Annotated in this window: 28 protein-coding genes and 1 tRNA gene; 24 read left to right on the top strand and 5 right to left on the bottom strand. The window is 42.7% G+C overall.

What is annotated here, in order from left to right:
• The first annotated feature begins 80 nt into the window (after window positions 1-80).
• From E0H77_RS07565 to fghA, 7 genes are all read left to right on the top strand, one after another.
• The gene (locus tag E0H77_RS07565) at window positions 81-698 is read left to right on the top strand and encodes a CoA pyrophosphatase (protein WP_131376488.1); all 618 of its coding nucleotides are present in this window, start codon (window positions 81-83) and stop codon (window positions 696-698) included.
• Between the two features lie 37 nt (window positions 699-735).
• Window positions 736-1,275: a gamma carbonic anhydrase family protein gene (locus E0H77_RS07560; RefSeq protein WP_131376486.1), complete on the top strand. Its 540-nt coding sequence runs from the start codon at window positions 736-738 to the stop codon at window positions 1,273-1,275.
• A gap of 126 nt (window positions 1,276-1,401) precedes the next feature.
• Window positions 1,402-2,064 (top strand): tRNA (adenosine(37)-N6)-threonylcarbamoyltransferase complex dimerization subunit type 1 TsaB, encoded by a 663-nt coding sequence (gene tsaB, locus E0H77_RS07555; protein WP_131376484.1) that lies wholly within the window; start codon window positions 1,402-1,404, stop codon window positions 2,062-2,064.
• A 12-nt stretch (window positions 2,065-2,076) separates the two neighbouring features.
• Window positions 2,077-2,898: an undecaprenyl-diphosphate phosphatase gene (locus E0H77_RS07550; RefSeq protein ID WP_131376482.1), complete on the top strand. Its 822-nt coding sequence runs from the start codon at window positions 2,077-2,079 to the stop codon at window positions 2,896-2,898.
• Window positions 2,898-3,698 carry a class I SAM-dependent methyltransferase gene (locus tag E0H77_RS07545; RefSeq protein ID WP_131376479.1) on the top strand — a complete coding sequence of 267 codons (801 nt, stop codon included), beginning with the start codon at window positions 2,898-2,900 and terminating at the stop codon, window positions 3,696-3,698. The genes E0H77_RS07550 and E0H77_RS07545 overlap by 1 nt, the downstream gene beginning before the upstream one ends.
• Before the next feature lie 130 nt (window positions 3,699-3,828).
• Complete coding sequence (locus E0H77_RS07540; RefSeq protein ID WP_131376476.1) at window positions 3,829-5,250, top strand: C13 family peptidase; 1,422 nt, start codon at window positions 3,829-3,831, stop codon at window positions 5,248-5,250.
• A gap of 15 nt (window positions 5,251-5,265) precedes the next feature.
• Window positions 5,266-6,102: an S-formylglutathione hydrolase gene (gene fghA, locus E0H77_RS07535; protein ID WP_131376472.1), complete on the top strand. Its 837-nt coding sequence runs from the start codon at window positions 5,266-5,268 to the stop codon at window positions 6,100-6,102.
• Window positions 6,103-6,137: 35 nt separating this feature from the next.
• Here the strand turns inward: fghA and E0H77_RS07530 are convergent, their stop codons facing one another.
• A complete protein-coding gene (locus E0H77_RS07530; RefSeq protein ID WP_131376469.1) occupies window positions 6,138-6,422 on the bottom strand; it encodes a DUF2218 domain-containing protein in 285 nt (94 codons plus the stop codon).
• A 162-nt stretch (window positions 6,423-6,584) separates the two neighbouring features.
• On the opposite strand from E0H77_RS07530, the gene rpe reads away from it, so the two are divergent.
• From rpe to E0H77_RS07500, 6 genes are all read left to right on the top strand, one after another.
• Complete coding sequence (rpe, locus tag E0H77_RS07525; protein ID WP_131376466.1) at window positions 6,585-7,271, top strand: ribulose-phosphate 3-epimerase; 687 nt, start codon at window positions 6,585-6,587, stop codon at window positions 7,269-7,271.
• 141 nt (window positions 7,272-7,412) lie between these two features.
• The gene (locus tag E0H77_RS07520; protein WP_228258304.1) at window positions 7,413-7,814 is read left to right on the top strand and encodes a hypothetical protein; all 402 of its coding nucleotides are present in this window, start codon (window positions 7,413-7,415) and stop codon (window positions 7,812-7,814) included.
• 43 nt (window positions 7,815-7,857) lie between these two features.
• On the top strand, window positions 7,858-9,999 hold the full coding sequence (locus E0H77_RS07515) for a multicopper oxidase domain-containing protein (RefSeq protein ID WP_131376460.1): 2,142 nt from the start codon (window positions 7,858-7,860) through the stop codon (window positions 9,997-9,999).
• The gene (locus E0H77_RS07510) at window positions 9,986-10,762 is read left to right on the top strand and encodes a copper resistance protein B (RefSeq protein WP_131376457.1); all 777 of its coding nucleotides are present in this window, start codon (window positions 9,986-9,988) and stop codon (window positions 10,760-10,762) included. The genes E0H77_RS07515 and E0H77_RS07510 overlap by 14 nt, the downstream gene beginning before the upstream one ends.
• 105 nt (window positions 10,763-10,867) lie before the next feature.
• Window positions 10,868-11,185 carry a quaternary ammonium compound efflux SMR transporter SugE gene (gene sugE, locus E0H77_RS07505; RefSeq protein WP_131376455.1) on the top strand — a complete coding sequence of 106 codons (318 nt, stop codon included), beginning with the start codon at window positions 10,868-10,870 and terminating at the stop codon, window positions 11,183-11,185.
• A gap of 68 nt (window positions 11,186-11,253) precedes the next feature.
• Window positions 11,254-11,883, top strand: coding sequence for a nuclease-related domain-containing protein (locus E0H77_RS07500; protein ID WP_131376452.1), 630 nt, complete (start codon window positions 11,254-11,256; stop codon window positions 11,881-11,883).
• A gap of 30 nt (window positions 11,884-11,913) precedes the next feature.
• Here the strand turns inward: E0H77_RS07500 and E0H77_RS07495 are convergent, their stop codons facing one another.
• Entirely contained in the window at window positions 11,914-12,681 is a 768-nt protein-coding gene (locus tag E0H77_RS07495) for a hydroxymethylpyrimidine/phosphomethylpyrimidine kinase (protein ID WP_131376449.1), read from the bottom strand.
• 94 nt (window positions 12,682-12,775) lie between these two features.
• Between E0H77_RS07495 and E0H77_RS07490 the strand changes: the two genes are divergently transcribed.
• Together E0H77_RS07490 and E0H77_RS07485 are read left to right on the top strand one after the other, a co-directional pair.
• A complete protein-coding gene (locus E0H77_RS07490) occupies window positions 12,776-13,423 on the top strand; it encodes an HAD-IA family hydrolase (protein WP_131315209.1) in 648 nt (215 codons plus the stop codon).
• Between the two features lie 93 nt (window positions 13,424-13,516).
• Window positions 13,517-13,861 carry a hypothetical protein gene (locus E0H77_RS07485; protein WP_131376445.1) on the top strand — a complete coding sequence of 115 codons (345 nt, stop codon included), beginning with the start codon at window positions 13,517-13,519 and terminating at the stop codon, window positions 13,859-13,861.
• A gap of 63 nt (window positions 13,862-13,924) precedes the next feature.
• Here the strand turns inward: E0H77_RS07485 and E0H77_RS07480 are convergent, their stop codons facing one another.
• A complete protein-coding gene (locus E0H77_RS07480; RefSeq protein ID WP_131376440.1) occupies window positions 13,925-15,097 on the bottom strand; it encodes a benzoate/H(+) symporter BenE family transporter in 1,173 nt (390 codons plus the stop codon).
• A 177-nt stretch (window positions 15,098-15,274) separates the two neighbouring features.
• Between E0H77_RS07480 and E0H77_RS07475 the strand changes: the two genes are divergently transcribed.
• Entirely contained in the window at window positions 15,275-15,748 is a 474-nt protein-coding gene (locus tag E0H77_RS07475; protein ID WP_131376438.1) for an Lrp/AsnC family transcriptional regulator, read from the top strand.
• Window positions 15,749-15,766: 18 nt separating this feature from the next.
• Here E0H77_RS07475 and hemJ read toward each other — a convergent pair whose 3' ends face one another.
• The gene (hemJ, locus tag E0H77_RS07470) at window positions 15,767-16,219 is read right to left on the bottom strand and encodes a protoporphyrinogen oxidase HemJ (RefSeq protein ID WP_131376434.1); all 453 of its coding nucleotides are present in this window, start codon (window positions 16,217-16,219) and stop codon (window positions 15,767-15,769) included.
• Window positions 16,220-16,230: 11 nt separating this feature from the next.
• The gene (locus E0H77_RS07465; RefSeq protein WP_131376431.1) at window positions 16,231-17,463 is read right to left on the bottom strand and encodes a beta-ketoacyl synthase N-terminal-like domain-containing protein; all 1,233 of its coding nucleotides are present in this window, start codon (window positions 17,461-17,463) and stop codon (window positions 16,231-16,233) included.
• A gap of 293 nt (window positions 17,464-17,756) precedes the next feature.
• Here E0H77_RS07465 and E0H77_RS07460 point away from each other — a divergent pair, with 293 nt between their 5' ends.
• The 8 genes from E0H77_RS07460 (at window position 17,757) to nusG (ending at window position 24,941) form a co-directional block, all read left to right on the top strand.
• The gene (locus tag E0H77_RS07460) at window positions 17,757-19,004 is read left to right on the top strand and encodes an EcsC family protein (protein WP_131376428.1); all 1,248 of its coding nucleotides are present in this window, start codon (window positions 17,757-17,759) and stop codon (window positions 19,002-19,004) included.
• 136 nt (window positions 19,005-19,140) lie between these two features.
• Window positions 19,141-19,515 (top strand): 30S ribosomal protein S12, encoded by a 375-nt coding sequence (rpsL, locus tag E0H77_RS07455; RefSeq protein WP_000246374.1) that lies wholly within the window; start codon window positions 19,141-19,143, stop codon window positions 19,513-19,515.
• A 161-nt stretch (window positions 19,516-19,676) separates the two neighbouring features.
• The gene (rpsG, locus tag E0H77_RS07450; RefSeq protein WP_004750610.1) at window positions 19,677-20,147 is read left to right on the top strand and encodes a 30S ribosomal protein S7; all 471 of its coding nucleotides are present in this window, start codon (window positions 19,677-19,679) and stop codon (window positions 20,145-20,147) included.
• Between the two features lie 183 nt (window positions 20,148-20,330).
• Entirely contained in the window at window positions 20,331-22,469 is a 2,139-nt protein-coding gene (fusA, locus tag E0H77_RS07445) for an elongation factor G (RefSeq protein ID WP_131315215.1), read from the top strand.
• Between the two features lie 94 nt (window positions 22,470-22,563).
• Entirely contained in the window at window positions 22,564-23,754 is a 1,191-nt protein-coding gene (gene tuf, locus E0H77_RS07440; RefSeq protein WP_131376426.1) for an elongation factor Tu, read from the top strand.
• A gap of 50 nt (window positions 23,755-23,804) precedes the next feature.
• Window positions 23,805-23,880: transfer RNA gene (locus tag E0H77_RS07435), tRNA-Trp, on the top strand.
• Between the two features lie 80 nt (window positions 23,881-23,960).
• A complete protein-coding gene (secE, locus tag E0H77_RS07430; RefSeq protein WP_131376423.1) occupies window positions 23,961-24,401 on the top strand; it encodes a preprotein translocase subunit SecE in 441 nt (146 codons plus the stop codon).
• Window positions 24,402-24,407: 6 nt separating this feature from the next.
• Window positions 24,408-24,941 carry a transcription termination/antitermination protein NusG gene (gene nusG / locus E0H77_RS07425; protein WP_004749886.1) on the top strand — a complete coding sequence of 178 codons (534 nt, stop codon included), beginning with the start codon at window positions 24,408-24,410 and terminating at the stop codon, window positions 24,939-24,941.
• The last annotated feature ends 11 nt before the right edge of the window (window positions 24,942-24,952 follow it).

Here is a 24,952-nt window from a genome sequence, read left to right as displayed (position 1 = left end):
GTTCAGCATAACTGAAAAATTGAGCTTTCGCATCATTTGCATGAGCGTTGAATAGTGAACAGCAAAAAATAGGTGGTGAGATGAGTACAAAAACATTGATTGATCATTTACAGCAACAGTTACGTTTTGCTCGACATATAGAGTCTGCGCAGGCAGCAGTACTGATCGCCATTACCAAAGAAGATGATCCTAAAGTTCTGCTGACTCGTCGCTCTAAACATCTGAATCAACATGCAGGGGAAGTATCTTTTCCTGGTGGAAAACGCGATCCTGAAGACAGTAGCAATATTGCGGTTGCACTGCGTGAAGCACATGAGGAAACGGCATTAAATCCTTATGATGTTGAGTTAATCGGTGATTTGCCGATGCAGCAATCCAAAAGTGGTCTAACGGTTAAACCTGTGGTGGGGCTCATTCCTGCCCAGATTGAACTGGTGGCACAGCCTACTGAAATTGATCGAATTTTTTTCGCCTCATTGCGAGAGTTGATGGAAACACCAACTCAACCACATGCAGTACAGTATCAGCAGCAAACTTTATATTTTCCGAGTATGCATGTTGAAGAAGAGATTGTTTGGGGGCTTACCGCACGGATGTTGGTGAGTCTATTCAAATATGGTTTAAAGTACGATAAGGAATGGCCATTTTTGCTGAACATGGCGCCACTTTCAGTCGATTTACACGAAACGACAAAGTGACAAACTTTAAGGTCACAACAATAAGGAAATCAGAATTATGATGTATAAGTTTCAGGGATATACGCCAACAACTACACAGCAACCGTGGAATGGCTGGATTGCAGAAAGCGCAACCGTGATTGGTCGGGTTGAATTGGGGCGCCAGGTCAGCATCTGGTTTGGTGCTGTGATTCGGGGTGACAATAACCCCATCCGGATTGGCGATTTTAGTAATGTGCAGGACAATGCAGTGCTGCATACCGATGCAGGAATTGATTTAACCATTGGCAAATATGTCACGATTGGACATAAAGCTATGCTGCATGGTTGTAGCATTGGCGATAACACCTTAATTGGCATAAATGCCGTGATTTTGAATCATGCTGTGATTGGTAAAAACTGTATTATTGGTGCGAATGCTTTAATTCCTGAAGGTAAAGTTATTCCAGATAATTCTGTAGTGATGGGTTCACCTGGAAAAGTAGTGAAAACTGTTGATGCCGAAGGTGAAGAAAAACTCAAACAAAGCGCTTTGCATTATGCTGAACATTTTAAAAAGTATTTGAACCTAGAGCCGTATTGGTTTCATCAGGATTAAATAAAGCAAGCTTAAGCTGCAAATCATAAAAAGATACTAAGTTTGTACTGGGTATTTTTATATTCGCGAAGTATGGACGACTAGAGTATCATACGTGCGTTTTGTATTTTGTAATGTAGGGCATGCATGAAACTGCTAGCACTCGAAACGGCAAATGAACACTGTTCAGTTTGTCTGGTCGAAGATTCACATTCTATTTATTTTGCACTGAATGAACAAGCCAAAGCACAAACGCAAACTTTGCTCCCGATGATTGAACAAGGTTTGAGCCAACAGGGCTTAACAACGTCACAACTCGATGTGATTGCATTTAGTCGTGGGCCAGGCTCATTTAGTGGCGTGCGAATTAATGCAGCAGTGACACAAGCGCTGGCATGGGCAAATGATCTTCCTGTCATTGCTGTATCGACTTTGCAAGCCTTGGCTCAGGCAGCTTATCGAGTACATGGGTTGCGTGAGGTGACTGCGGTTTTAGATGCACGTATGAAAGAAGTCTACATTGCTAGTTTTCAACTGGATGCAGAAAATATTATGCAAGCTGTTGATCAAGAACAGTTACTTGATTATGCAACTGCCGTTCAAGCTCAGTGTTTTACGCTGGTTGGCTCTGGTAGTCATCTTTTAGATGTTGCAAGCCAATACAATACACTTTGCCCAAACGCACAAGATATCGCCACAATCGCCATACCTCAAGCACAACAACAACACTGGGTGAGCGCCGAGTATGCACTGCCTGTGTATTTACGTGACAATGCCTGGAAAAAGATTCCAGAGCAAGGTAAACCTTAACTAGGACAAAACATGGATCTTATACTGCTTTTAAAAGCTGCAATTATGGGCTTGGTTGAGGGGATTACCGAATTCCTGCCCATTTCCAGTACTGGACATTTGATTCTGACAGGACAGTTGCTTGACTTCTGGACCCTGGAAAAACGTGAGATGTTTGCAGTCTCAGTGCAGATCGGGGCGATTGCTGCTGTTATTTATCAATATTGGGGTAAATTGTGGGGTGCGTTGATTGGGGCACTGACAGGAGACCCTGAAGGTCGCCGTTTAAGTCTCAACCTCATCGTGGCGACGATTCCGATTATGCTGATTGGCTTAACGATTGGTGAAACGGTTAAAGCGTATTTATTTAATGCTGTGACGGTAGCATTAGCACTGATCGTGGGTGGTCTTATTATTTTATGGGCCGAACGCCGTCAACATATTATTGCTTGCCAAGAGGTCGATGATATCAGCTTTAAGCAAGCCGTATTTATTGGTTTGATTCAATGCTTGGCGTTGATTCCAGGAACTTCACGTTCAGGCTCGACCATCATTGGTTCGCTATTTATGGGCGTATCACGTAAAGCTGCTGCCGAGTTTTCTTTCTTCTTGGGGATTCCTGTACTGATGGGCGCAGGTCTACTCGACATGTATAAAATGCGTCATGAATTACATACTCAAGACATGGAAATTTTAGGCATGGGGATTGTGATTGCCTTTATTTCAGCGCTTGTGGTGATTCGTGCTTTGATTCGTTATGTCTCTAAGCATGACTTTAGTGCTTTTGCTTATTATCGTATTATTTTTGGCTTATTTATTTTACTGACTTGGGGCACAGGCTGGGTACATTGGTAATGCAGTTTGATTGTTGGTATAGCCCTGAATTTGAAGCGCAGTTTGCTGTGCTTCAAGCTCGTTTAGTTGAGTTAAATGTTGAGCTGACGGGGCAGGTGGTAGAAAAAATTAATGCCAAATTTCTACGCTTGCATCCTGAGTTGGTGCTGACCCTCGATCAAGAGGGCTTAAGTCTTGCGGCGAATGGCATGAAAATGCAACCTGATTGGCAAGCTGAAATTCCACGTTTAAAGCGTGCAGGTATGAAATCGGAAATGCTGGCGCGTGCCTGTCAGGTCAATGAACAGCCGAATTTGATTGATGCGACCGCAGGTCTGGGGCATGACAGTTTGCTCATGGCAAGACTTGGGGCAAAAATTACCCTGATTGAACGTCATCCGATTTTATATAGCTTACTCGAAGCTGCACATCAAGCCGCGCAGCAGGATGCATTTTTAGCGTCAGTAGTGGCCAATATTCAACTGGTACATGCTGATTCTGCTCAGTATCTTGAACAGCGTATTCAAGCAGGGCAACAGGTTGATGTGATTTATCTGGATCCGATGTTTCCTCAGCGTGACCAAAACCAGCAAGCCCTTAAAAAACAGGCACAAGTCAAAAAACAAATGCAATTATTGCACTTGCTGCTGCCTGAAGATGGTGAAATGGATTTAGGTGAAAATTTGTTGGTACTGGCGCGACAACTGGCACAAAGAGTCATCGTCAAACGCCCACGTCATGCCGTATATTTAGATAACCAAGTTCCTCAGCACCAGTGGCTTGGCGATGCCTGCCGTTTTGATGGTTATTTTCGTCCTTAATGTGTTGATGACCAACAGTTTAGAAAATAGCAAAGTTTTGTTAATTCATTCAAAATCACATTGATAAAAAAAAATGCAGGCATAAACTAAGGGGTGCATAAATAAATCCACCGCTGACCAGCAGAATTTTATGATAGACCTGAAACCTTCCATCAACTTTTGGCATGATCTTAAAAGTAACCAAATCGCCGGTTTATGGTTGTTCCTCGGTTCTCGCCGTTCTTTAGAAATTGTTCATCCTTCCATTTTTCAGTTGATTTTTTGGGGGGCAATTGCGGCTGGGGTTAATACGCTGTTTAGCTGGATGGTAGCAGGACAGGCAGGGCATTTTAATTCCCAAGGTTTGGTCAGTTATGCGCTTTGGCCGTTTATTGCCTTGATTGTCGGAATTTTTCTATCACAACGGACTAATAACCCACGCTTGATGTTGGTGCCAGCTTTGTTGTGGTTAGTACTTGATGCCAGTATTTTGCTGATTCAGTGTTTCTTACAATATCTGGGTGATCAGGGCTACTTAGATTTTTTACCTGACCGCATTTATAACACTTTGCCAAATTTGTTCTTGATTTTGTTTGTATGGCAGAGTCTGGCGGTGATTTGGGTCTTTTCCCGTCAGTTAAAATGGCCGTGGTGGGAACGTGGTTTAATCATGTTCGCTACTATTTGTACCCTTGTGGTATGGCAAATGTCGGTCAAAGAACAACCGATCTGGAAAGTTGATGATGCACAGCCAACATTGTCAGAAGATGCTTTATATGCTCAAGGTAATTTGCTCAACAAAGTTTTGGAGCAAGTGCAGTTTGGGGATTTTTCACAAACGCACTGGTACTTTTTAGGCGTTGCAGGTGACAGTTATGACTCGGTGTTTAGTTCGGAGATTCAACGAATTAAATCGCAGTTTGATACCCGCTTTGGAACGTTTGGACGTTCAGTGGAACTGGTCAATGATCCTAATACTCGAACTACATTGCCGATTGCATCACGCACCAGTATTCAACAGGCATTGAACCGTATTGGTCGGCAAATGAACAAAGAAAGCGATGTGCTGTTTTTATATATGGCATCGCATGGTGAGCCAAACCATTTTGAACTGGAAAATGCTCCGATTGATCTCAAACAGATCGACCCGAAATGGTTACGTGAAGCGCTTGACAAGTCAGGTATTCGCTGGCGCGTTATTGTGGTTTCATCCTGTTATTCGGGCAGTTTTGTACCAGCTTTACAGTCGGAAAACACCTTGGTGATTACCGCTTCTGCAGCAGATCGTTCATCGTTTGGTTGTAACAATGAAGCTGATTATACCTATTTTGGTCGGGCGTTCTTTGATCAGGCGATGCGTGAAAAAAGTTCTCTAAAAGATGCCTTTGGCGATGCCAAAGCAACAGTGTCACGATGGGAAACAGCACAAGGTTTTGAGCCATCTGAACCACAGTGGTCGCTCGGCAAAAATATGGAACTTATGCTGCCGCAACTTGAAAAACATTTATTTCCAAGCCCAAATAATTTACCTGCCAATAATTCAGCAATGTTGCCAACAACAGCATCACCATAATCAGGAGCAGTAGTCATGCAGCAAATACAAAAAAATTTCTGTTTTGATGGGGAACAGCGCACGTATCAATGGCATTCAGATCAATTACAAAATGACGCCAAATTTTCAATTTATTTGCCTGAACAAGCACTGCTGGGTGAAGCATGCCCCGCAGTGTTTTATTTGGCAGGTTTGACGTGTACCGAAGAAACTTTTGCGATTAAAGCCCATGCTCAGCGTTTTGCTGCACAGTTGGGTTTAATTTTGGTGATGCCTGATACTTCACCGCGTGGAGAGTCAGTTGCGCAGGGTGATTCTTGGGATTTGGGGCAAGGTGCAGGCTTTTATATCAATGCCACACAAGCGCCGTGGGCGGAACATTACCGTATGGAAAGTTATATTGTCGATGAGCTATATAACGCCGTACAAAGCCATTTCCCGATTCAGCATGACCGCATCGGAATTATGGGACATTCGATGGGTGGGCATGGGGCATTGACCTTGGCATGGAAATACCCTGGAAAATTCAAGTCAGTCTCAGCTTTTGCCCCGATTTGCGCACCAAGCCAGTGTCCGTGGGGTGAAAAAGCCTTTACTCATTATTTGGGGGAAGCACGCGATACATGGTTGGCGCATGATGCAGTCGCTCTAGTTTATAGCAAAGGTGCACTGTTTAGCGAAGTCTTGGTCGATCAAGGCTTGGCTGATCAATTTTATCATCAGCTCAATCCACAGTTGTTACAGCAAGCCTGTGCCGAAGTGGGGCAAAAACTGACGTTGCGCCAACATCAGCACTATGATCACGGTTATTATTTTATTCAAAGCTTTATCGATGATCATTTGCAGTTTCATGCTGCGGAACTGACTCAGTAGCCTAAACAGAATCACGATTGTGATTCTGTTTATTTTTACGCCTGTTGCTGCCAAGTCACGTGAAATTCTTGCTGTGCCATGCGATTTAAGTGATCAATGACGACACCTTCAAGACGAGTTTGTTCTGCTGGTTCAAGCTGACTTTGAATACTGACATCTAGTGTGTTGTTCTGCGGAGTGAGTGTTACGGTTGCAGTTGGCATGAGAATTTGAAAAGAATGTTCGGTTTCTGCTACTTCGAATTTATGTTTCCAGTGGTTAAACAGGCGTTTCGCAATCCGAGAGGCTTCAGTGGTTGCCAGTTGTGTCTGACTATGCATAGATCAAATTCCTGATTGTTTGTTTGAAAGTCTAACAGACATAAATTTGAAAAAAGAGAATGAAATCGGAACAATGCGTTGCGTTATGGTGCTTCGTTGCCTGTGTCGGCTCGGATTTTGGTATACTGCTCGCAGATTTTAAAATTTTGCTAGGTTAGATTTATGTCCAAGCCCTTTCTGATTGCACCTTCGATTTTATCTGCTGATTTTGCCCGTCTTGGTGAAGAAGTAGAGAATGTCTTGGCAGCAGGTGCTGATGTTGTGCATTTTGATGTGATGGACAACCACTATGTACCCAACCTGACCTTTGGTGCAGGGGTGTGTAAGGCGCTAAAAAAATATGGGATTAAAGCGCCGATTGATGTGCATTTAATGGTGTCTCCCGTTGATCGTATGATTGGGGATTTCTTGGAAGCAGGTGCGGATATTATTACCTTTCACCCTGAAGCATCCGATCATATTGACCGTTCATTGCAACTGATTAAAGCGGGCGGTGCTAAAGCGGGCTTGGTATTTAACCCAGCAACGCCGTTACATTACCTTGACTATGTTTTGGATAAAGTCGATCAAATTCTGTTAATGAGCGTTAACCCAGGTTTTGGCGGACAAAAATTCATTCCAATGACCTTACAAAAATTGCGTGAAGCCCGCAAAATTATTGATGCCAGCGGTCGTGATATTCGCCTTGAAGTTGATGGTGGTGTCGGCCCTGCCAATATCCGTGAAATTGCTGAAGCAGGTGCAGACATGTTCGTGGCAGGCTCCGCGATTTTCGGTCAGCCTGACTATAAAGCCGTAATTGACCAGATGCGTGCAGAACTTAGCCAAGTGGGTTCAGTTGAAGTTTAAGCTTTTACTTGAAACCTTTTAAAAAGCGTTATGCCACAGAGTGTAACGCTTTTTTATTTGTATCTTGCGTTAGAGTTGGCTATGCTTTTAACTTAAATTTTCCATTTTATTTATCATAAGATGCAGCATCGACGCATAACTATGTTTTCGCAAAGCTTTATCTTGCTGATCGTTTTATGTATCGGCTGGATGGGTATTGCCAACGCATCTGCGCAAAGTATGCATTGGAAAATGTTGATGCAGTCAGACATGAGCAATATGCCGCAACATACAATGTCTGAACATTGTCATCAACCGAGTATGCCGATGAAGATGAGTGACGATTGTCAGAATCAGGTCAGTTCATCACAGCATCAGCAGCATTTCAATTGTCCCGATTGTCAGATTTTGCATTGTCAAAGTATCAATGCCGATCTTCCTCAAGCCAGTGTCCATTTGACTAAACAGCTCAGTACTGAACTTGAAACTATGCAGTATTGGTCAGATCATCGGATCAATTTAGCTGGATATTGGCAAGAAATTCTGCGTCCTCCCAAAGCCTGAACTTTAAAAAATTGTCATTTTCATTTTTTAAAGAGGGCGAGTTATGTCTAAATTTTCCTTGCATGTCTGCATTGTCGCAGCATGTCTAGTTGTTCCACAGAGTATTTTTGCGGCTGTGCGCGAATATCATTTAAATATTAGTGAACAAACCGTTAATGTCACAGGTAAACCTGTCAAAAAATTAACGGTCAACGGTCAGTTTCCTGCACCGACCTTAACCTTTGAGGATGGGGATGATGCAGTCATTTATGTGCATAACCAACTCAAAAAACAGGAAACTGCATTGCACTGGCATGGTGTGCTGCTGCCAGCCGTGATGGATGGTGTCCCTGGCTTTAACGGTTTTCAGGGCATTGCCCCGAATGGTGATTTTGTTTATCGCTTTAAGATTCGGCAAACAGGCACTTACTGGTATCACGCGCATAGTGCAGGGCAGGAACAGGATGGTTTATATGGGGCATTGATTATTTACCCGAAAAACCATCAGCCGATTACTTCTGCAGAAAAAACGGATCGCGATGAAGTGATCATGTTCTCCGACTTTCATGAATCTTCCAGTGAGCAGATCATGAACAATCTGAAAAAGTCCTCAGATTATTATCAAAATCAGCGCGAAACTTTGGCAGATGTTTGGAAGCAAACCAAACAGCAAGGGCTGAAAGACACATGGCAAGACCGCCGCATGTGGAATCAGATGCGCATGTTAAAAACCGATTTGAGTGATGTTACAGGCTATCATTTCTTGGTGAATGGTAAAACGCCACAGCAAAACTGGACAAGCACATTTAAAACAGGCGAAAAAATTCGTTTACGCATGATCAATGCTTCAGCCATGTCATTTTTTGATGTACGGATTCCGAACTTGAAAATGACTGTGGTCAGTGCCGATGGTCAACCTGTACAGCCTGTCGCTGTCGATGAGTTTCGTTTTGGGGCAGGGGAAACCTATGATGTGATCGTTGAACCAAAACAATCCCAATATCAAATTCAGGCTGAGTCGATTGATCGGAGCGGTTTTGCTTTAGCGACTCTGCGTAATCAGGATGCTACCGTGCAACCGCTCCCTGAACCACAGCATCGTCCACGTGCCTTACTGAATATGCAGGATATGGGCATGATGCATGAGAATACTGATCACTCATCTAACCCAACTCAACATGATATGTCGAATATGCAATATATGGACATGTCAGAAATGGATATGTCTAAAATGCAGGGTATGACTGCTGAGCAGCACCAGAAAATGATGCAGCAGATGAACCATTCTTCAATGTCCTCAGAGCACAAAATGTCAGATATGCAAGACATGGATATGTCTAAAATGCAGGGTATGACTGCTGAGCAGCATCAGAAAATGATGCAGCAGATGAATCATTCAATGTCCTCAGAACATCAAATGTCAGATATGCAAGGCATGGACATGTCCAAAATGCAAGGTATGACTGCTGAGCAGCATCAGAAAATGATGCAGCAGATGAATCATTCAATGTCCTCAGAACATCAAATGTCAGACATGCAAGACATGGACATGTCAAAAACGAATGGTATGACTGCTGAGCAGCATCAACAGATGATGCAACAAATGTCGAAGTCTGAGTCAGATCACATGACTCAAAACCAGACCGCGCAGCAAATGCCAACGCCATCAGAAAAAACTGTGGTAGAAGGTTGGGCGAACGCCTCGACACCTTCGGGTTTAAAAGCCTTAAGTTATGCCGATCTGCGCCCACTGTTCCCGCAAAAAGATACTCGACCTGCCCAGCAAGAGATTGTGTTGCACTTGGGGGGGAATATGGAGCGTTATATCTGGACCATGAATGGCAAGAAATTTAATCAGGCCAGCCCGATACAGGTGCAATATGGCGAACGTGTACGTCTGACCTTTGTCAATGATAGTATGATGGCACACCCGATGCATTTGCATGGTATGTTCGTCCAGCTTGAAAATGGTCAGCCCCTTGCCAATTTACCTAACAAACATACAATCATTGTGTCACCTGGGCAAAAAGTCAGCGTGCTTCTGACTGCCGATGAATTGGGGGAATGGGCGATTCATTGTCATCTGCTGTACCACATGAGCGCAGGCATGATGAACAAATTGGTTGTGGCAAAAGTGAAACCACAAGACAGTCAAATGCTTATGCCAATGCCTGCTCAAGGAGGAAATGTACATGCACATCACTAAGTTTTTACCTTCTGTGCTATTCATGGCAGGTTTTGCGGGGCAACCGCTTTGGGCGGCTACAGACATGGACATGTCAGCGACATCTGACAATTCAAGCATGCAGATGCAGCATGAACATAGTGGTCAAATTTACGCAGCAAATTCTCTGGAAAATAAATGGGTCATTGACCGACATGGTGTGGGTAGCTGGCAATCTGAATTGGAAAGCTGGATCGGTTCAGATGATAACAAACTCTTTATTAAAGCCGATGGCAAGCAAGCCGAATCTGAACAGCTCGATGCCAGTGTAATGGCCTTGTATAGCCGCAACATCAGCACCTTTTGGGATGCTCAGACGGGGTTGCGTTATCGGCAAAACAATAATTTGCTTGCAGATAAACACGCTGTAGATGCTGTGGTTGGTATTCATGGTTTGGCGCCGTATTTTTTTGAAACGCAGGCTTATTTATATGTCGGAGAGCATCAGCATGTCTCAATGTCACTGGAAGCCAAACGTGACTTGCTCTGGACGCAAAAACTGATTAGCCAGCCGTTTGTGAAAGCGACGGTGCTGTTGAAAGATGACTCGAAAGCTGCGCAAAAAACAGGTTTGAGTCATGCAGAAGTGGGGGTGCAAACCCGCTATGAAATAAATAAAACCGTGATGCCATTTTTTGAAGTGGTATATGAATCTGATCTGGGACAAAAAGCCACGGCATGGCAGCAGCTCACCCCAAATGAGTATGGTGTTGTTTATGCGCTCGGGGTATTGTTGAAATTTTAAACCTTTTCGGGATGCTTCTGGCATCCCGTTTTTGGAGGAACGACCTCCCCCAGACTGGGAAAAATGTCAGGACGACCTGGCTGTGCTTGGGGATGAAGATACGACATGGCGTGGCTGGTATTGGTTTTAGCAGGTTTGTTTGAGGTGGTCTGGGCATTTGCCATGAAGAAATCGGAAGGTTTTACGCTTTTGGTTCCGAGTGTGATCACGATTGTATTTATGTTACTAAGCTTTGCCTTACTGTCATGGGCAATGAAAAGCCTACCTTTAGGTACAGCTTATACGGTCTGGACAGGTATTGGAGCAGTGGGTTCTTTTATTGTGGGAATCGTTATTTTACAAGAACCTGTCAATGCGATGAGGATGATGGCAGCCGTGATGATTGTTGCGGGACTGGTCTTAATGAAAATCGCGTCGCTATAAAATTTTAGATAAAAGTTCTTAAATATAAATATCTGTAATACAATGCGTTTTTTTTGTTTGCCGTTGTAATGTTGCTTCTGATTTTATTTTTAATTATTGCCATACTACTGGCTGTATTTGTATTCAATCCATCTGCCAAAACTAAGGGAAAAAGGGGGGAAAAACGCGTTGTTGCTCATGCAGAAAAACATCTGGATGAGAAAAATTATACTGTTTTAAATAATTGTACCTTTCAAGTAAATGAACAGCTGACCACCCAGATTGACCATATTGTTGTGAGTCGTTTTGGAGTATTTGTGATTGAAACTAAAAACTATCAGGGTTGGATTTTTGGCAATGAACATCAGAAGATGTGGACACAAAAACTCTATCAAAAAAGCTATCAATTTCAAAACCCATTACATCAAAATTATCGTCATATCAAAACGTTGCAGCATCTATTGAGTGATGTGATTGAACCTGAAGATTTACATTCAGTGGTGGTTTTTGTTGGGGAAAGTACCTTTAAAACTGCCATGCCAAACAATGTTTTACAAGGTCAGGCATGGATTAACTATGTCAAAAGTTTTCATGAAGAAGTGATGAGTTCCGTCAAAGTGCAGCGCATTTGTCACACATTAGAAAAACAAGCACTGGTGAAATCCCGAAAAACCGATGCTGAACATGTGCGTAACCTGAAAAAATATCACTCGAAGTAACCTGACCGATGCAAGGTCTGGCTCATCCATTTAGAAGCGTTTTGGGATTTTTTGTCCATTTGGAGTTGGGCTTTCAGCTTGCTGCAACACATGAAATAACCATGTTTCAGCATGATTCACCGCTTGCTGAATATTATCGCCTTGAGCCAAACGTCCTGCAATAAAACTGGCAAGCGAACAGCCTGAACCATGATATTCACCTTCAAGGCGCGCACAAGTGGTTTCTGAGACCAGCTCACCTTCAATGTATAAAGCATTACGGATATGTTCAGGTGTATCTTCGTGTCCACCTTTGACTAAAACCGCTTTCGCGCCCATGTTGAACAATTGGGCAGTGGCTTGATCAATATCTTCCAAACCTGTTAATGCACGTAGTTCCACCGTGTTCGGGGTAATGATCGTCGCCAATGGAATCAGTTTTACAAACGCTTTGACCAGTGTTGCCTGATCACCCAGTGAACCGCCGCTGTTGGCAACCAAAACGGGGTCAAGCACATAAAGATAATCTGGATGTTGCTGTAAAAATTCAGCTAACGCTGCAATGTTATCAGTTGTGCCCAGCATGCCAGATTTTACACAGCGAATAGGTAAATCCCCAACGACAGCATTGGCTTGTGCGAGTAAAAGCTCCTTTGATGTTGCTTCAAAACCAAACACTTGCTGAGAGTTTTGAATCGTCAATGCAGTGCAGGCAATTGCTGCATGTGCACCACTTTGACCAATTGCTTCAATATCTGCCTGTAAACCAGCTCCACCAGAAGGGTCAAGACCCGAAAAACATAAAACTGTAGGGCGCACAGTACGATATCCTTCTTATCTAAATTTACGCTAGTATAGGCAAGTTTTATTTAACTTCCGAGTCTTTGATTAGACGAATTGATTAGGTTTCGTTGTGACAGTTGAAAATATTTTATTAGATCTTGATGGGACATTGACCGACCCGAAAATTGGTATTCATACCTGCATTCGTTATGCGATGGAAAAAATGGGACAACCTCTGACACCAGATACCGATCTGGACTGGACCATTGGGCCACCATTGAAAGCCTCATTTTTTAAGTTACTCGATACCACTCAGGATGATCTTGCCGAGCAGGCACTAGATTATTATCGTGAGCGTTTTTCCAGTATTGGTCTGTATGAAAATGAGCTATACCCACAGGTTCATGACACCTTGGCAGAACTGGTCGAACGTGGTTATAACCTGTATTTGGCAACGGCTAAGCCAGAAGTATTTGCAGTGCGTATTTTGCAGCATTTTGAATTAATTGATTATTTCACCAAACCTTATGGCAGTGAGTTGACTGGTGAACGAACCAACAAGGGGGATCTGATTCAATACATTTTGCAGCAAGAACAGTTGCCACCTGAAAGCTGCATGATGGTGGGTGACCGTGAGTACGATATTTTGGGCGCACGCCGTAATGGGATTGATACTATTGCGGTTGAATATGGCTACGGTACGATGCAGGAATTGACTCAGGCAGCGCCAAAACTGAAAATCCAGCAGTTTGCAGAGCTTTTGAATTACTTTAATTAATTCATCGAATTTGTTGGGTTTTTGCTAAAACAGATCAAGTCATTGAAAAATCTGGTTATGCTTACGTAAATCAATAAAAATATTGGGGTTTGTATGCGTTTTTCAGGTTTATTGGCAGTTGGTTTTGCTTTGCTGAGCTTGGTGGGTTGTAGTACTTTGCAAGTTGAACAACAACAAGTATCAGGTAAAGTTCAGATTGCCAAATCTTTATTTGGGCATCAGTGTGGTGATACAGGTATGAGTGTTGATCAGTTGAAAACGCAACTTGAAGAGCAAAAAATTCAGGTCTACGCTCAAACTGTGGCTTCAGATGGTCGACTCTATCCACAAGTCTGTGGTGCACCCGATGGGCGAATTGCAATTTTTACGATTGACCAGAAACAACAAGAACAATCATTTAATTTAGGTTTTTCGCTATATCAACCCGTTAACAGCTAATCAATTCAAATGAGTACAGCAGAAAAAAGCCAGTGTTTACACTGGCTTTTGATTTTTTGTCACTTAATGTTCTTTACGATGATTTAAAATAATCGCAACTACAATTCCTAGTAACAATCCCCAAAAAGCCGAGCCAATTCCGAAGAACTGAACACCTGAAGCACTCATCAAAAAGGTTAAGAGCGCAGGTTCACGGTCTTGTGGTTCTTTAAAAGCTATCGCAATGTTATGACTAATTGTGCCAAATAAGGCAATCCCCGCCAGCGCGACAATAAAAATTTTCGGAAATGCCATCAGTAAACTGGTGAGTGTGGTTGCAAACAGCCCCATTAGAATATAAAACAGCCCACAGCTCATCCCTGCAATATAGCGCCGTTTCGGGTCAGGATGGACTTGATCATCCAAACTTACGGCGGCACTAATTGCGGCCAGACAGACTGAGAATGCACCAAAGGGTGCAAGTAAAGTTTGCGATACGCCAATCCAACCGACGAGTGAGTTGGTATGTGGCTGATAACCATAACTTTTAATCATGCCAACCCCAGGTAAAAACTGCGAAGACATATTGATGATAAACAGCGGAAGTGCCAAACCCAAAATGGTTGAAGCTGAAAATTCAGGACTGATCCAAACAGGTTTAGCCAATGACCAAGACAAGTGCGGAAATTGAAATGGCATAAACACAGGGCAGAGAATCATCGCGGCGACCACAGTCAACACGATGCAGTAACGCGGCCAAAGACGTTTGGCAATCAAATAAATTGTGAGCAGCGTGAGAATGAATGCCCAACTTTGCTCTAGCCCAATAAACAGTTGAATCCCAAATTTTAACAGAATACCTGCAAGCATCGCACAACTGAGGCTCATGGGGATTTTGGACAACAAGCGTTGAAAAACACCTGAAAATCCAACAAATGCAGTCAGTATCCCACAGACAATAAATGCCCCAATCGCTGCAGATAAGCTGTAATGGCTACCTGTCGCAATAATTAAGGCAATCCCTGGCGTTGACCATGCAGTGGCAACAGGATAGCGGTATTTCCATGATAAGACTAAACCTGAAACCCCGATGGATAAACCTAGTGCCCAAAGCCATGAAGAAATTTGTTCTGGGGTTGCACCGAGAGTTTGAGCTCCTTGAATCACCAAAACTGCAGAAACACTAATCCCGATGAGAAAAGTAATAAATCCTGCAAATACGGCAGGAACAGAAAAATCTTGAATCAATTTTTGCATAATGAAATCTAGCGACGATTTTAGACGTAAATGTGTCTTAAAGACGTAGCATCAATTTAACAATTTTTAAAAAGAAGGTGCTTTTTAATTATTGTTTAAAAAATACATAAGATTTCATATTTTAATTTATTTACAATAAATTCTTCTTAGAAAAATGAATTCAAGTAAAGAATCTTTATGTCGGAAAATCATGATGAATTAAGCGCAATTGATTTAAAAATTATGCGGGCGTTACAACAGGATGGGCGCTTAAGTAATGCAGAATTGGCAAAACAGGTTGGCATTAGCCCATCTTCCTGTTGGAATCATACCCAGCGACTTTTTAAGATCGGGGCGATTTTAGATGTGCGCGCACGGATTAACCCCAGCATGGTGCAGCGTGAAACTGTGGTGCTGGTGGGTGTGGTGTTAGATCGTTCAACCCCAGAGAGTTTTTCTGAATTTGAGCGTGCAGCGAAGCAGCTAAATAACGTCTTGGAATGTTATTTGGTGGCAGGGGAAGTGGACTATTTTTTGAAAATTAGGGTCAAAGATTTGGCAGCATTTAACCGTTTTCATAGTGAAAAAATTATTGCTTTGCCTGGTGTGCGACAGGTCAGAACTTTTTTTGTACTAAATGAAGTGACCAGTGATGGATTGTTGTCATTTTAAAGCAGAAAAAAGCCCCAGTTAAAACTGAGGCTTTACGACCACTAAAATCACCACGGCCAGTAAGATGACCGTTGGCATTTCATTAAAGAAACGCCAAAACTTGTGTGATTTATAGTGGGCATTTTCAATCAATTTTTTACGGTAATAACCACAAATAAAATGGTAAATGACCAGCAACCCAACCAATGCGACTTTGAGATAAAACCAATGTGCCAAATGATAATGTTGCGTTGCATCGCCCCAAGCCACTAAAAAGTGTGCTGTAATCAGCGTTGCAACCATCGCAGGCCACATAATGCCGCGGTAGAGTTTACGTTCCATCACCTGAAAGCGTTGATGGCTAATCGCATCATCACTCATGGCATGGTAGACATAAAGACGTGGTAAGTAGAACAAAGCAGCGAACCAGCAAACCACGGCAATAATGTGTAATGCTTTTACCCATAGAAAAGCATCAGAAGGTGCATTCATTTACGATCTCGTTAGGCATTAGCCCATTTCTTGAAGATCAGGCAGGCATTTACACCGCCAAATCCAAAACTGTTACTCATGACAGTATTCAGTTTTGCATCACGTTTTTCAAGTACAAGATCAAAGCCTTTTGCGCCTTCATCAAGTTCAGTCACGTTGATGTTTGGTGCAATAAAGTCATTTTCCATCATGAGTACAGAGTAAATTGCCTCATGTACACCCGCAGCACCCAAGCTGTGACCTGTCATTGACTTGGTCGAGCTAAATGCTGGGACATTACCTTCACCAAAAGCACGTTCCATCGCTTTCAATTCAGTGATGTCGCCTGCTGGAGTTGAAGTGCCGTGTGTGTTGATGTAGTCAAGTTTTTCTACGCCGTGTTGTTTGGCTTCATCAAGTGCCATGAGGATACAACGAGTTGCACCTTCACCACTTGGCGCAACCATGTCTGCACCATCACTGTTCGCTGCATAAGCCACGATTTCAGCAATAATGTTAGCACCACGTGCTTGAGCATGTTCAAGAGACTCAAGTACCAAGAAACCACCACCACCAGCGATCACGAAACCGTCACGGTCTGCTGAGTATGGGCGAGATGCAGTTTCTGGAGTGTCATTGTATTTAGAGCAAAGAGCACCCATTGCATCAAACAGTAAGCTTTGAGACCAGTGATCTTCTTCACCACCACCTGCAAGAATTAGATCTTGTTTACCAAGCTGGATGAGGTTGTATGCATAACCAATCGCATCGGCTGAAGTTGCACATGCGCTTGCAATTGAGTGAGATACGCCTTGTAATTTGAACGCAACACCGACGTTTGCTGTAATCGTGTTGGTCATGTTACGTGGAACAAAGAAAGGGCCAACTTTACGCGCGCCTTTAGTTTCCAGCAGTTCAGTCATTTCAACAACAGAAGCTGTTGAACCGCCACCACTACCACCAACGATACCGTAACGTGGGTTACCCGCAAGATCTTCAGCTGTTAAGCCTGCGTGTTTCACTGCATCAACCGCAGAGTTGTATGCGTACATCGCACATACACCCATAAAGCGTTTTAATTTACGGTCAATGTTGTCGAAATCTTGTTCAGCAGCAGCACTGACATGGCTTTTAAAGTTAAGATCAGCGTAAGTTTGATTGAAATGAGTGCCTGAAATACCATTTTTTAATGATTCAGTCACTTGCTCAAGGGTATTACCAATGCATGAGTTGATGCCCATACCAGTGATTACAACACGTCTCATCTATAAGATCCCTTAATATGGTAATGATATTGAGAGCTAGCGCAGACCACATTTATGGACAAAAGCCTGAAATGTAAGCGTTAATGCCTGCACCACTCATGTTTATAATGCTTCTCATCATAACAGAAAGCTTTTTTAAATCTTATGGCAAATCCTATGAGTATTTGGAAATAGAACAGATTATATGCAGATCAAAGTTTACTTAACTAAAAGATACACAAACGAGTTGAGATAAAGTGCTCCTGCTTCTAGTATTTATTAAATATTTAAAGAAAAACAACGAGGAGATGTGAATGCCAAAAGAGGTCAATCAACATCCACAAAGCAAATTTAATCAGGTTTTGGGAGTGGCTAAAAAGCTCAGCACATCAGGTTTAAAAGTTTTAAATCAGATGAATAGTCAACAACTACAGCGATCACAAAGCACCTCGAAAGTTGTGAATGAAGCCACTCCAAAACCTGCACTATTGGGTTTTGGTGCTCAAGACCCACAGCAGTTAATTCGTGTTTATTTCCCCAATATTTCCAAACAACTTTTTGGCAAGCACTATAACCGAGTCAGTCAGGTAGCTGAGTTTCTTTCGCCGATGAGCATGGATGAAGTTTCAGAATATTGTTTCCAAAAGTTACATGTATTTTCAGACAGGCTTGGTGCCACACAAAGAGTTTTGGAGCAAACAGGGGCACAATCTTTACATGAGTTGTCGCAAGATATTTCACGATCAGGTCGAATTAGTCAGGCATTGACTGAACAAAATAAATGGATTGCAGGGGTACAAGGTGCAATTTCGGGTGCAACGGGCTTGCTTGGGTTTGGGGTTGATATTCCTGCATCACTAGTACTGGCGCTACGCACGATTTACCAGACAGGGCGGGCACATGGTTTTGCATTAACTGAGCAAGATCAGGAAGTTGTGCAATATATTTTTCAGCAAATTAATTTGCAGCAGATGCTAGAAAAGCAAAGTATATTGCTTGGACTGCGAACACTAGATGGTTTATTGGCAAAAAATGATTTAACTGCTGTACAACATTTACTTGGTTCAAATAATGATGATGAATGGCTCAAAGAATTATTACTTGATGAAAATCATGAATTTAAATGGCAGTGGATGAATACTTTACCTAAAGTCAGCGCCTTACATCACATTACACCTTTGATTGCAGCAAGTGTCAGTGCAATGTATAGCTGGCAATTTATTGCAGATATAGGTCAAAAGGCACAGCACATTTTTTCAGTTGCGCAGGATTATCTGTTGCGACATCCTGATCAAAAAATATCAACATTAGCCGCCTATCATGCGGCAGTTGAACAACTCAAACAGACTGATCTAACTTCACATCATCTTGAATTTAAAAGTATTAATTCGGATGAAGTGGAACCTGATAAACCTAAATCTCAACGTCGTCCACGCCGTAGTCAGCCTCAAATAACAACAGAAAAACAACCTGAAAAAACGGTCGAAACGGCACCTGAATCCGTATCTAAAAGCAAGACATCCGCTCGTAAAATAGCCGCAAATCCAGATGATTCTTCATAGTCAGGTCATAAATGCACGACATACTGTTGAAGTATGCGATGAATATTGACCAATATGGCGTTTTTGCTTACAATTGTTTGCCCTCAAAAAGCGGTACTTTCTTTTTGAGGTTTTTTATTTACGGGAGACTTGCCAGATGGCAACAACAAATCAGTTGATCCGCAAGGGTCGTACTACTTTGGTTGAAAAATCCAAAGTTCCTGCGTTGAAGGCTTGTCCACAACGCCGTGGTGTTTGTACACGTGTTTACACTACTACACCTAAAAAACCTAACTCAGCAATGCGTAAGGTTTGCCGTGTTCGCTTAACTTCTGGTTTTGAAGTTTCTAGCTACATCGGTGGTGAAGGCCATAACTTACAAGAGCACAGTGTTGTTCTTATCCGTGGTGGTCGTGTTAAAGACTTACCAGGTGTACGTTACCATACCGTTCGTGGTTCTTTAGACTGTGCTGGCGTGAAAGATCGTAACCAGTCACGTTCTAAATATGGTGCTAAACGTCCTAAGAAATAATCTTAGTCGTTAAGACCAAAAAAATCCTTTAGCGTTTCGCTTGTTTGAATTCTTCATAGATTTGTAATTCAAGCGACGTATAGTAAGGCCAGCGAAGCGTGCATGACACTTGCACACACTGCTGGATCACCCTGAAGTGTCATATTATTAGGTGTATTAAAATGCCAAGACGTCGCGTAGTCGCTGCTCGTGAAATCCTTCCGGATCCGAAATTCAGTAGCCAAACAATCGCTAAATTCATGAACCACGTTATGCAAGATGGTAAAAAATCAGTTGCAGAAGGTATCGTTTACGGTGCTTTAGAACGTGTTCAAGAAAAAAACAAAGTAGACCCAGTTGAATTCTTTGAAGCTACGCTTGAAAAAGTTCGTCCTATGGTTGAAGTAAAAGCACGCCGTGTTGGTGGTGCTACTTATCAAGTACCTATGGAAGTGCGCCCATCCCGTCGTACTGCCTTGGCTATGCGTTGGTTAGTAGATGCTGCTGCTAAGCGTTCTGAAAAAACTATGGCTTTACGTCTTGCTGGCGAGTTGCTTGATGCAGCTGAAGGCAAAGGTGCTGCGATCAAGAAACGTGAAGACGTGCACCGTATGGCTGAAGCTAACAAAGCCTTCTCTCATTACCGTTTCTAAGCGGTTAAGACAGTCCCTTATCAGGAGAATACTCATGCGTACCGCAGCTCGATTTAACGTAGCTCTCTACCAAAGTGGAGCGTTCGCGGGTATTTAAGTTGCCCAACAGTTTGAGTATTCGTACGCATCAATTTTTATTGGTGCGTCCTGTTTTAAAGATCACATTTAGGAATGTCAGACATCATGGCTCGTCAAACTCCGATTTCTCGTTACCGTAACATCGGTATTTCTGCGCATATTGACGCAGGTAAAACAACTACTACAGAACGTATTTTGTACTACACAGGTGTTTCTCACAAAATTGGTGAGGTACATGATGGTGCAGCGACAATGGACTGGATGGAACAAGAGCAAGAACGTGGTATTACCATTACTTCTGCTGCAACAACTTGTTTCTGGTCTGGTATGGCTAACCAATTCCAACAACACCGTATTAACGTAATTGACACCCCGGGACACGTTGACTTCACTATCGAAGTTGAACGTTCTATGCGTGTTCTTGACGGTGCGTGCATGGTTTACTGTGCGGTAGGTGGTGTACAGCCTCAGTCTGAAACTGTATGGCGTCAAGCAAACAAATACCAAGTACCTCGTTTGGCATTCGTGAACAAGATGGACCGTACTGGTGCAAACTTCTTCCGTGTTGTTGAGCAAATGAAAACTCGCCTTGGCGCGAACCCTGTGCCTATCGTTGTGCCAATCGGCGCAGAAGATACTTTCGCAGGTGTTGTTGACCTGATCGAAATGAAAGCGATCATTTGGGATGAAGCATCTCAAGGTATGAAGTTTGAATACGGCGAGATTCCTGCTGATCTAGTTGAGATTGCTGAAGAATGGCGTGTCAACATGGTTGAAGCAGCTGCTGAAGCTTCTGAAGACTTGATGGATAAATACCTAGAAGAAGGTGATCTTTCTAAAGAAGACATCATCGCAGGTTTACGTGCACGTACATTGGCTTCTGAAATTCAAGTCATGCTTTGTGGTTCTGCGTTCAAAAACAAAGGTGTTCAACGTATGTTGGATGCTGTAATTGAATTCTTACCATCTCCAACAGAAGTTAAAGCAATCGAAGGTATTCTTGACGATAAAGCTGAAACTAAAGCAACTCGTGAAGCATCTGACGAAGCTCCGTTCTCTGCACTTGCGTTCAAAATCATGAACGACAAATTCGTAGGTAACCTGACATTCGTACGTGTTTATTCTGGTGTTCTTAAACAAGGCGACCCAGTATATAACCCAGTTAAATCTAAACGTGAACGTATCGGCCGTATCGTGCAAATGCACGCAAACGAACGTCAAGATCTTGACGAAATTCGTGCGGGTGATATCGCAGCGTGTGTAGGTCTTAAAGACGTAACAACTGGTGATACACTGTGTGATGAGAAAAATGTCATTACACTTGAACGTATGGAATTCCCAGAGCCAGTAATTTCTTTGGCTGTTGAACCAAAAACTAAAGCTGACCAAGAAAAAATGTCAATTGCTTTAGGTCGTTTGGCGAAAGAAGATCCATCGTTCCGTGTTCGTACTGATGAAGAATCTGGTCAAACCATTATTGCTGGTATGGGTGAGCTTCACCTTGACATCATCGTTGACCGTATGAAACGTGAATTCGGTGTTGAAGCTAACATTGGTAAACCAATGGTAGCTTACCGCGAAACAATCAAAAAGACTGTTGAGCAAGAAGGTAAGTTTGTTCGTCAAACAGGTGGTAAAGGTAAATTCGGTCATGTATATGTTCGTTTAGAGCCTATGGATGTTGAAGAAGCAGGTAAAGATTACCAATTCGCTGAAGAAGTTGTTGGTGGTACTGTACCTAAAGAATTCTTTGGCGCGGTAGACAAAGGTATTCAAGAACGTATGAAGAATGGTGTCTTGGCTGGTTACCCTGTTGTGGGTATCAAAGCGACATTATTTGACGGTTCTTACCATGATGTCGACTCTGACGAATTATCGTTCAAAATGGCAGGTTCTTATGCCTTCCGTGATGGTTTCATGAAAGCAGATCCTATCTTGCTTGAACCTATCATGAAAGTTGAAGTGGAAACTCCAGAAGATTACATGGGCGATATCATGGGTGACTTAAACCGTCGTCGTGGTATGGTTCAAGGTATGGACGATTTACCTGGTGGTACTAAAGCAATTCGCGCTGAAGTTCCATTGGCTGAGATGTTTGGTTATGCAACTCAAATGCGTTCTATGTCTCAAGGTCGTGCGACTTACTCTATGGAATTTGCTAAATATGCTGAAACTCCACGTAACGTGGCTGAAGGCATTATTTCTAAATTCCAATCTGGCGGTAAAAAAGGTGACGACGAGTAATCTTTCGATTACTATAAGCCCAAACTAATTCTTAGTTAAAAACCAAGTGCTCATGCAGTGACCCTGCATGAGTAGTTTAAAAAGGAAGATCATCATGGCTAAAGCCAAGTTTGAACGTAATAAGCCACACGTAAACGTGGGCACAATTGGTCACGTTGACCATGGTAAAACAACTCTTACTGCTGCAATCGCAACGATCTGTGCAAAAACTTACGGCGGCGAAGCGAAAGATTACTCGCAAATCGACTCAGCTCCAGAAGAAAAAGCACGTGGTATTACAATTAATACTTCTCACGTAGAATACGATTCTCCAATTCGTCACTACGCGCACGTTGACTGCCCAGGACACGCCGATTATGTTAAAAACATGATCACTGGTGCTGCTCAGATGGACGGTGCGATCCTTGTATGTGCAGCGACTGATGGTCCAATGCCACAAACTCGTGAACACATCCTTCTTTCTCGCCAAGTAGGTGTACCTTACATCATCGTATTCTTGAACAAATGCGACCTTGTAGACGACGAAGAATTACTTGAGTTGGTAGAAATGGAAGTTCGTGAACTTCTTTCTACTTATAACTTCCCTGGTGATGACACTCCTGTAATCCGTGGTTCTGCTCTTGCGGCACTTAACGGTGAAGCTGGTCCTTATGGCGAGCAATCAGTTCTTGATCTAGTTGCAGCACTTGACTCTTACATTCCAGAGCCAGAACGTGCAATCGACAAAGCATTCTTGATGCCAATCGAAGATGTATTCTCAATTTCTGGTCGTGGTACAGTAGTAACAGGCCGTGTTGAGTCTGGTATCGTTAAAGTTGGCGAAGAAGTTGAAATCGTTGGTATTAAAGATACAGTTAAAACAACTGTAACTGGCGTAGAAATGTTCCGTAAACTTCTAGACGAAGGTCGTGCGGGCGAGAACTGTGGTGTTCTTCTACGTGGTACAAAACGTGAAGACGTACAACGTGGTCAAGTATTGGCTAAACCAGGTTCAATCAAGCCACACACTAAATTCGACGCAGAAGTATACGTACTTTCTAAAGACGAAGGTGGCCGTCATACTCCATTCCTAAACGGTTACCGTCCACAGTTCTACTTCCGTACAACTGACGTAACTGGTGCGATCTCTCTTAAAGAGGGTGTTGAAATGGTTATGCCTGGTGACAACGTAGAAATGTCAGTAGAATTGATCCACCCGATTGCAATGGACCCAGGTCTACGTTTTGCGATCCGTGAAGGTGGTCGTACTGTAGGTGCTGGTGTTGTTGCGAAAGTAATTGCATAATACTTATAGTGATATTTAAACCGAGAATTTAGATTCTCGGTTTACTTTGTAGGTTAGTAGTTCAATTGGTAGAGCGTCGGTCTCCAAAACCGAATGTTGGGGGTTCGAGTCCCTCCTAACCTGCCATTTATTTCAAAGTTAAAGCTTGATGCTGACTAAGCTAAATTGTCTTATAATAAGTCGCGAATTCTACGACGAGTACACCCATGTCGAATGATAAATCGCGTGACGCATTAAGCGACGCGCCAATCCCTCAAAGAAATAATTCTGCTGAAGTTGTTCGTTCTGGCTCCCCCCTGGATGTTGTCCTGTGGATTGTTGCGATTATTTTACTTGTTTGTGCAACCTTGGTGAATCAGTATCTGCCAGCATACTGGGCGCCAGCCAATAATGTTTGGACGCGCATAGGTGCAATTTTAGCTTGTATCATCGTTGCTTTAGGTTTATTATACGCCACCCACCAAGGTAAAGGATTTATCCATTTACTGAAGGACGCACGCGTAGAATTACGTCGAGTAACTTGGCCAACCAAGCAAGAAACCGTAACAACCTCATGGCAAGTTGTACTTGTTGTTGTTATTGCTTCAATTGTGTTGTGGTGTTTTGACTACGCTTTGGGCTGGTTAGTGAAGTTGATTATCGGGTAAGAAGCTATGAAACGTTGGTATATTATTCATGCCTATTCAGGTTATGAAAAACAAGTGATGCGCTCACTCAAAGACCGAATCCAGCGTAGTACTGTTGCCGATAGTTTTGGTGACGTTCTTGTTCCTACCGAAGAAGTGGTAGAAATGAAGGACGGTAAAAAACGCAAGTCTGAGCGTAAATTCTTTCCTGGCTATGTGTTAGTCGAAATGGAAATGAATGACGATACTTGGCACATTGTTAAAGAATGTCCAAAAGTATTGGGCTTTATTGGTGGTACACCAGAAAAACCTGCACCAATTACTCAGCGCGAAGCAGATGCGATTCTTGCTCGTGTACGTAGTACGGGTGAAGCACCTCGTCCTAAGACGATGTTTGAACCAGGTGAAGAATTATTGGTTATTGACGGTCCATTCACAGACTTTAAAGGTGTGGTGGAAGAAGTTCAATACGAGAAGTCACGTTTAACGTTGACGATTAATGTATTTAATCGACCAACTCAAGTTGAATTGGAATTTCGCCAAGTCGAAAAAACCATTTAATTTGAACTGGT

This window comes from Acinetobacter brisouioides, from assembly GCF_004331075.1.
GTDB lineage: Bacteria > Pseudomonadota > Gammaproteobacteria > Pseudomonadales > Moraxellaceae > Acinetobacter.
Note: the sequence above shows the minus strand (reverse complement) of the source record. Positions and strands in the feature narration are given on the sequence as shown.

Excerpts from the sequence above, each read along its gene's own strand:
- E0H77_RS07485 (WP_131376445.1), top strand. The coding sequence starts at position 13,517 with ATGCGTTTTTCAGGTTTATTGGCAGTTGGTTTTGCTTTGCTGAGCTTG.
- fusA (WP_131315215.1), top strand. The coding sequence starts at position 20,331 with ATGGCTCGTCAAACTCCGATTTCTCGTTACCGTAACATCGGTATTTCT.
- E0H77_RS07475 (WP_131376438.1), top strand. The coding sequence starts at position 15,275 with ATGTCGGAAAATCATGATGAATTAAGCGCAATTGATTTAAAAATTATG.
- E0H77_RS07515 (WP_131376460.1), top strand. The coding sequence starts at position 7,858 with ATGTCTAAATTTTCCTTGCATGTCTGCATTGTCGCAGCATGTCTAGTT.
- E0H77_RS07565 (WP_131376488.1), top strand. The coding sequence starts at position 81 with ATGAGTACAAAAACATTGATTGATCATTTACAGCAACAGTTACGTTTT.
- rpe (WP_131376466.1), top strand. The coding sequence starts at position 6,585 with ATGTCCAAGCCCTTTCTGATTGCACCTTCGATTTTATCTGCTGATTTT.
- E0H77_RS07530 (WP_131376469.1), bottom strand. The coding sequence starts at position 6,422 with ATGCATAGTCAGACACAACTGGCAACCACTGAAGCCTCTCGGATTGCG.
- E0H77_RS07550 (WP_131376482.1), top strand. The coding sequence starts at position 2,077 with ATGGATCTTATACTGCTTTTAAAAGCTGCAATTATGGGCTTGGTTGAG.
- E0H77_RS07465 (WP_131376431.1), bottom strand. The coding sequence starts at position 17,463 with ATGAGACGTGTTGTAATCACTGGTATGGGCATCAACTCATGCATTGGT.
- E0H77_RS07520 (WP_228258304.1), top strand. The coding sequence starts at position 7,413 with ATGTTTTCGCAAAGCTTTATCTTGCTGATCGTTTTATGTATCGGCTGG.
- sugE (WP_131376455.1), top strand. The coding sequence starts at position 10,868 with ATGGCGTGGCTGGTATTGGTTTTAGCAGGTTTGTTTGAGGTGGTCTGG.
- rpsL (WP_000246374.1), top strand. The coding sequence starts at position 19,141 with ATGGCAACAACAAATCAGTTGATCCGCAAGGGTCGTACTACTTTGGTT.
- fghA (WP_131376472.1), top strand. The coding sequence starts at position 5,266 with ATGCAGCAAATACAAAAAAATTTCTGTTTTGATGGGGAACAGCGCACG.
- tuf (WP_131376426.1), top strand. The coding sequence starts at position 22,564 with ATGGCTAAAGCCAAGTTTGAACGTAATAAGCCACACGTAAACGTGGGC.
- E0H77_RS07480 (WP_131376440.1), bottom strand. The coding sequence starts at position 15,097 with ATGCAAAAATTGATTCAAGATTTTTCTGTTCCTGCCGTATTTGCAGGA.
- E0H77_RS07545 (WP_131376479.1), top strand. The coding sequence starts at position 2,898 with ATGCAGTTTGATTGTTGGTATAGCCCTGAATTTGAAGCGCAGTTTGCT.
- E0H77_RS07560 (WP_131376486.1), top strand. The coding sequence starts at position 736 with ATGATGTATAAGTTTCAGGGATATACGCCAACAACTACACAGCAACCG.
- rpsG (WP_004750610.1), top strand. The coding sequence starts at position 19,677 with ATGCCAAGACGTCGCGTAGTCGCTGCTCGTGAAATCCTTCCGGATCCG.
- E0H77_RS07500 (WP_131376452.1), top strand. The coding sequence starts at position 11,254 with ATGTTGCTTCTGATTTTATTTTTAATTATTGCCATACTACTGGCTGTA.
- E0H77_RS07510 (WP_131376457.1), top strand. The coding sequence starts at position 9,986 with ATGCACATCACTAAGTTTTTACCTTCTGTGCTATTCATGGCAGGTTTT.
- E0H77_RS07540 (WP_131376476.1), top strand. The coding sequence starts at position 3,829 with ATGATAGACCTGAAACCTTCCATCAACTTTTGGCATGATCTTAAAAGT.
- tsaB (WP_131376484.1), top strand. The coding sequence starts at position 1,402 with ATGAAACTGCTAGCACTCGAAACGGCAAATGAACACTGTTCAGTTTGT.
- hemJ (WP_131376434.1), bottom strand. The coding sequence starts at position 16,219 with ATGAATGCACCTTCTGATGCTTTTCTATGGGTAAAAGCATTACACATT.
- nusG (WP_004749886.1), top strand. The coding sequence starts at position 24,408 with ATGAAACGTTGGTATATTATTCATGCCTATTCAGGTTATGAAAAACAA.
- secE (WP_131376423.1), top strand. The coding sequence starts at position 23,961 with ATGTCGAATGATAAATCGCGTGACGCATTAAGCGACGCGCCAATCCCT.
- E0H77_RS07460 (WP_131376428.1), top strand. The coding sequence starts at position 17,757 with ATGCCAAAAGAGGTCAATCAACATCCACAAAGCAAATTTAATCAGGTT.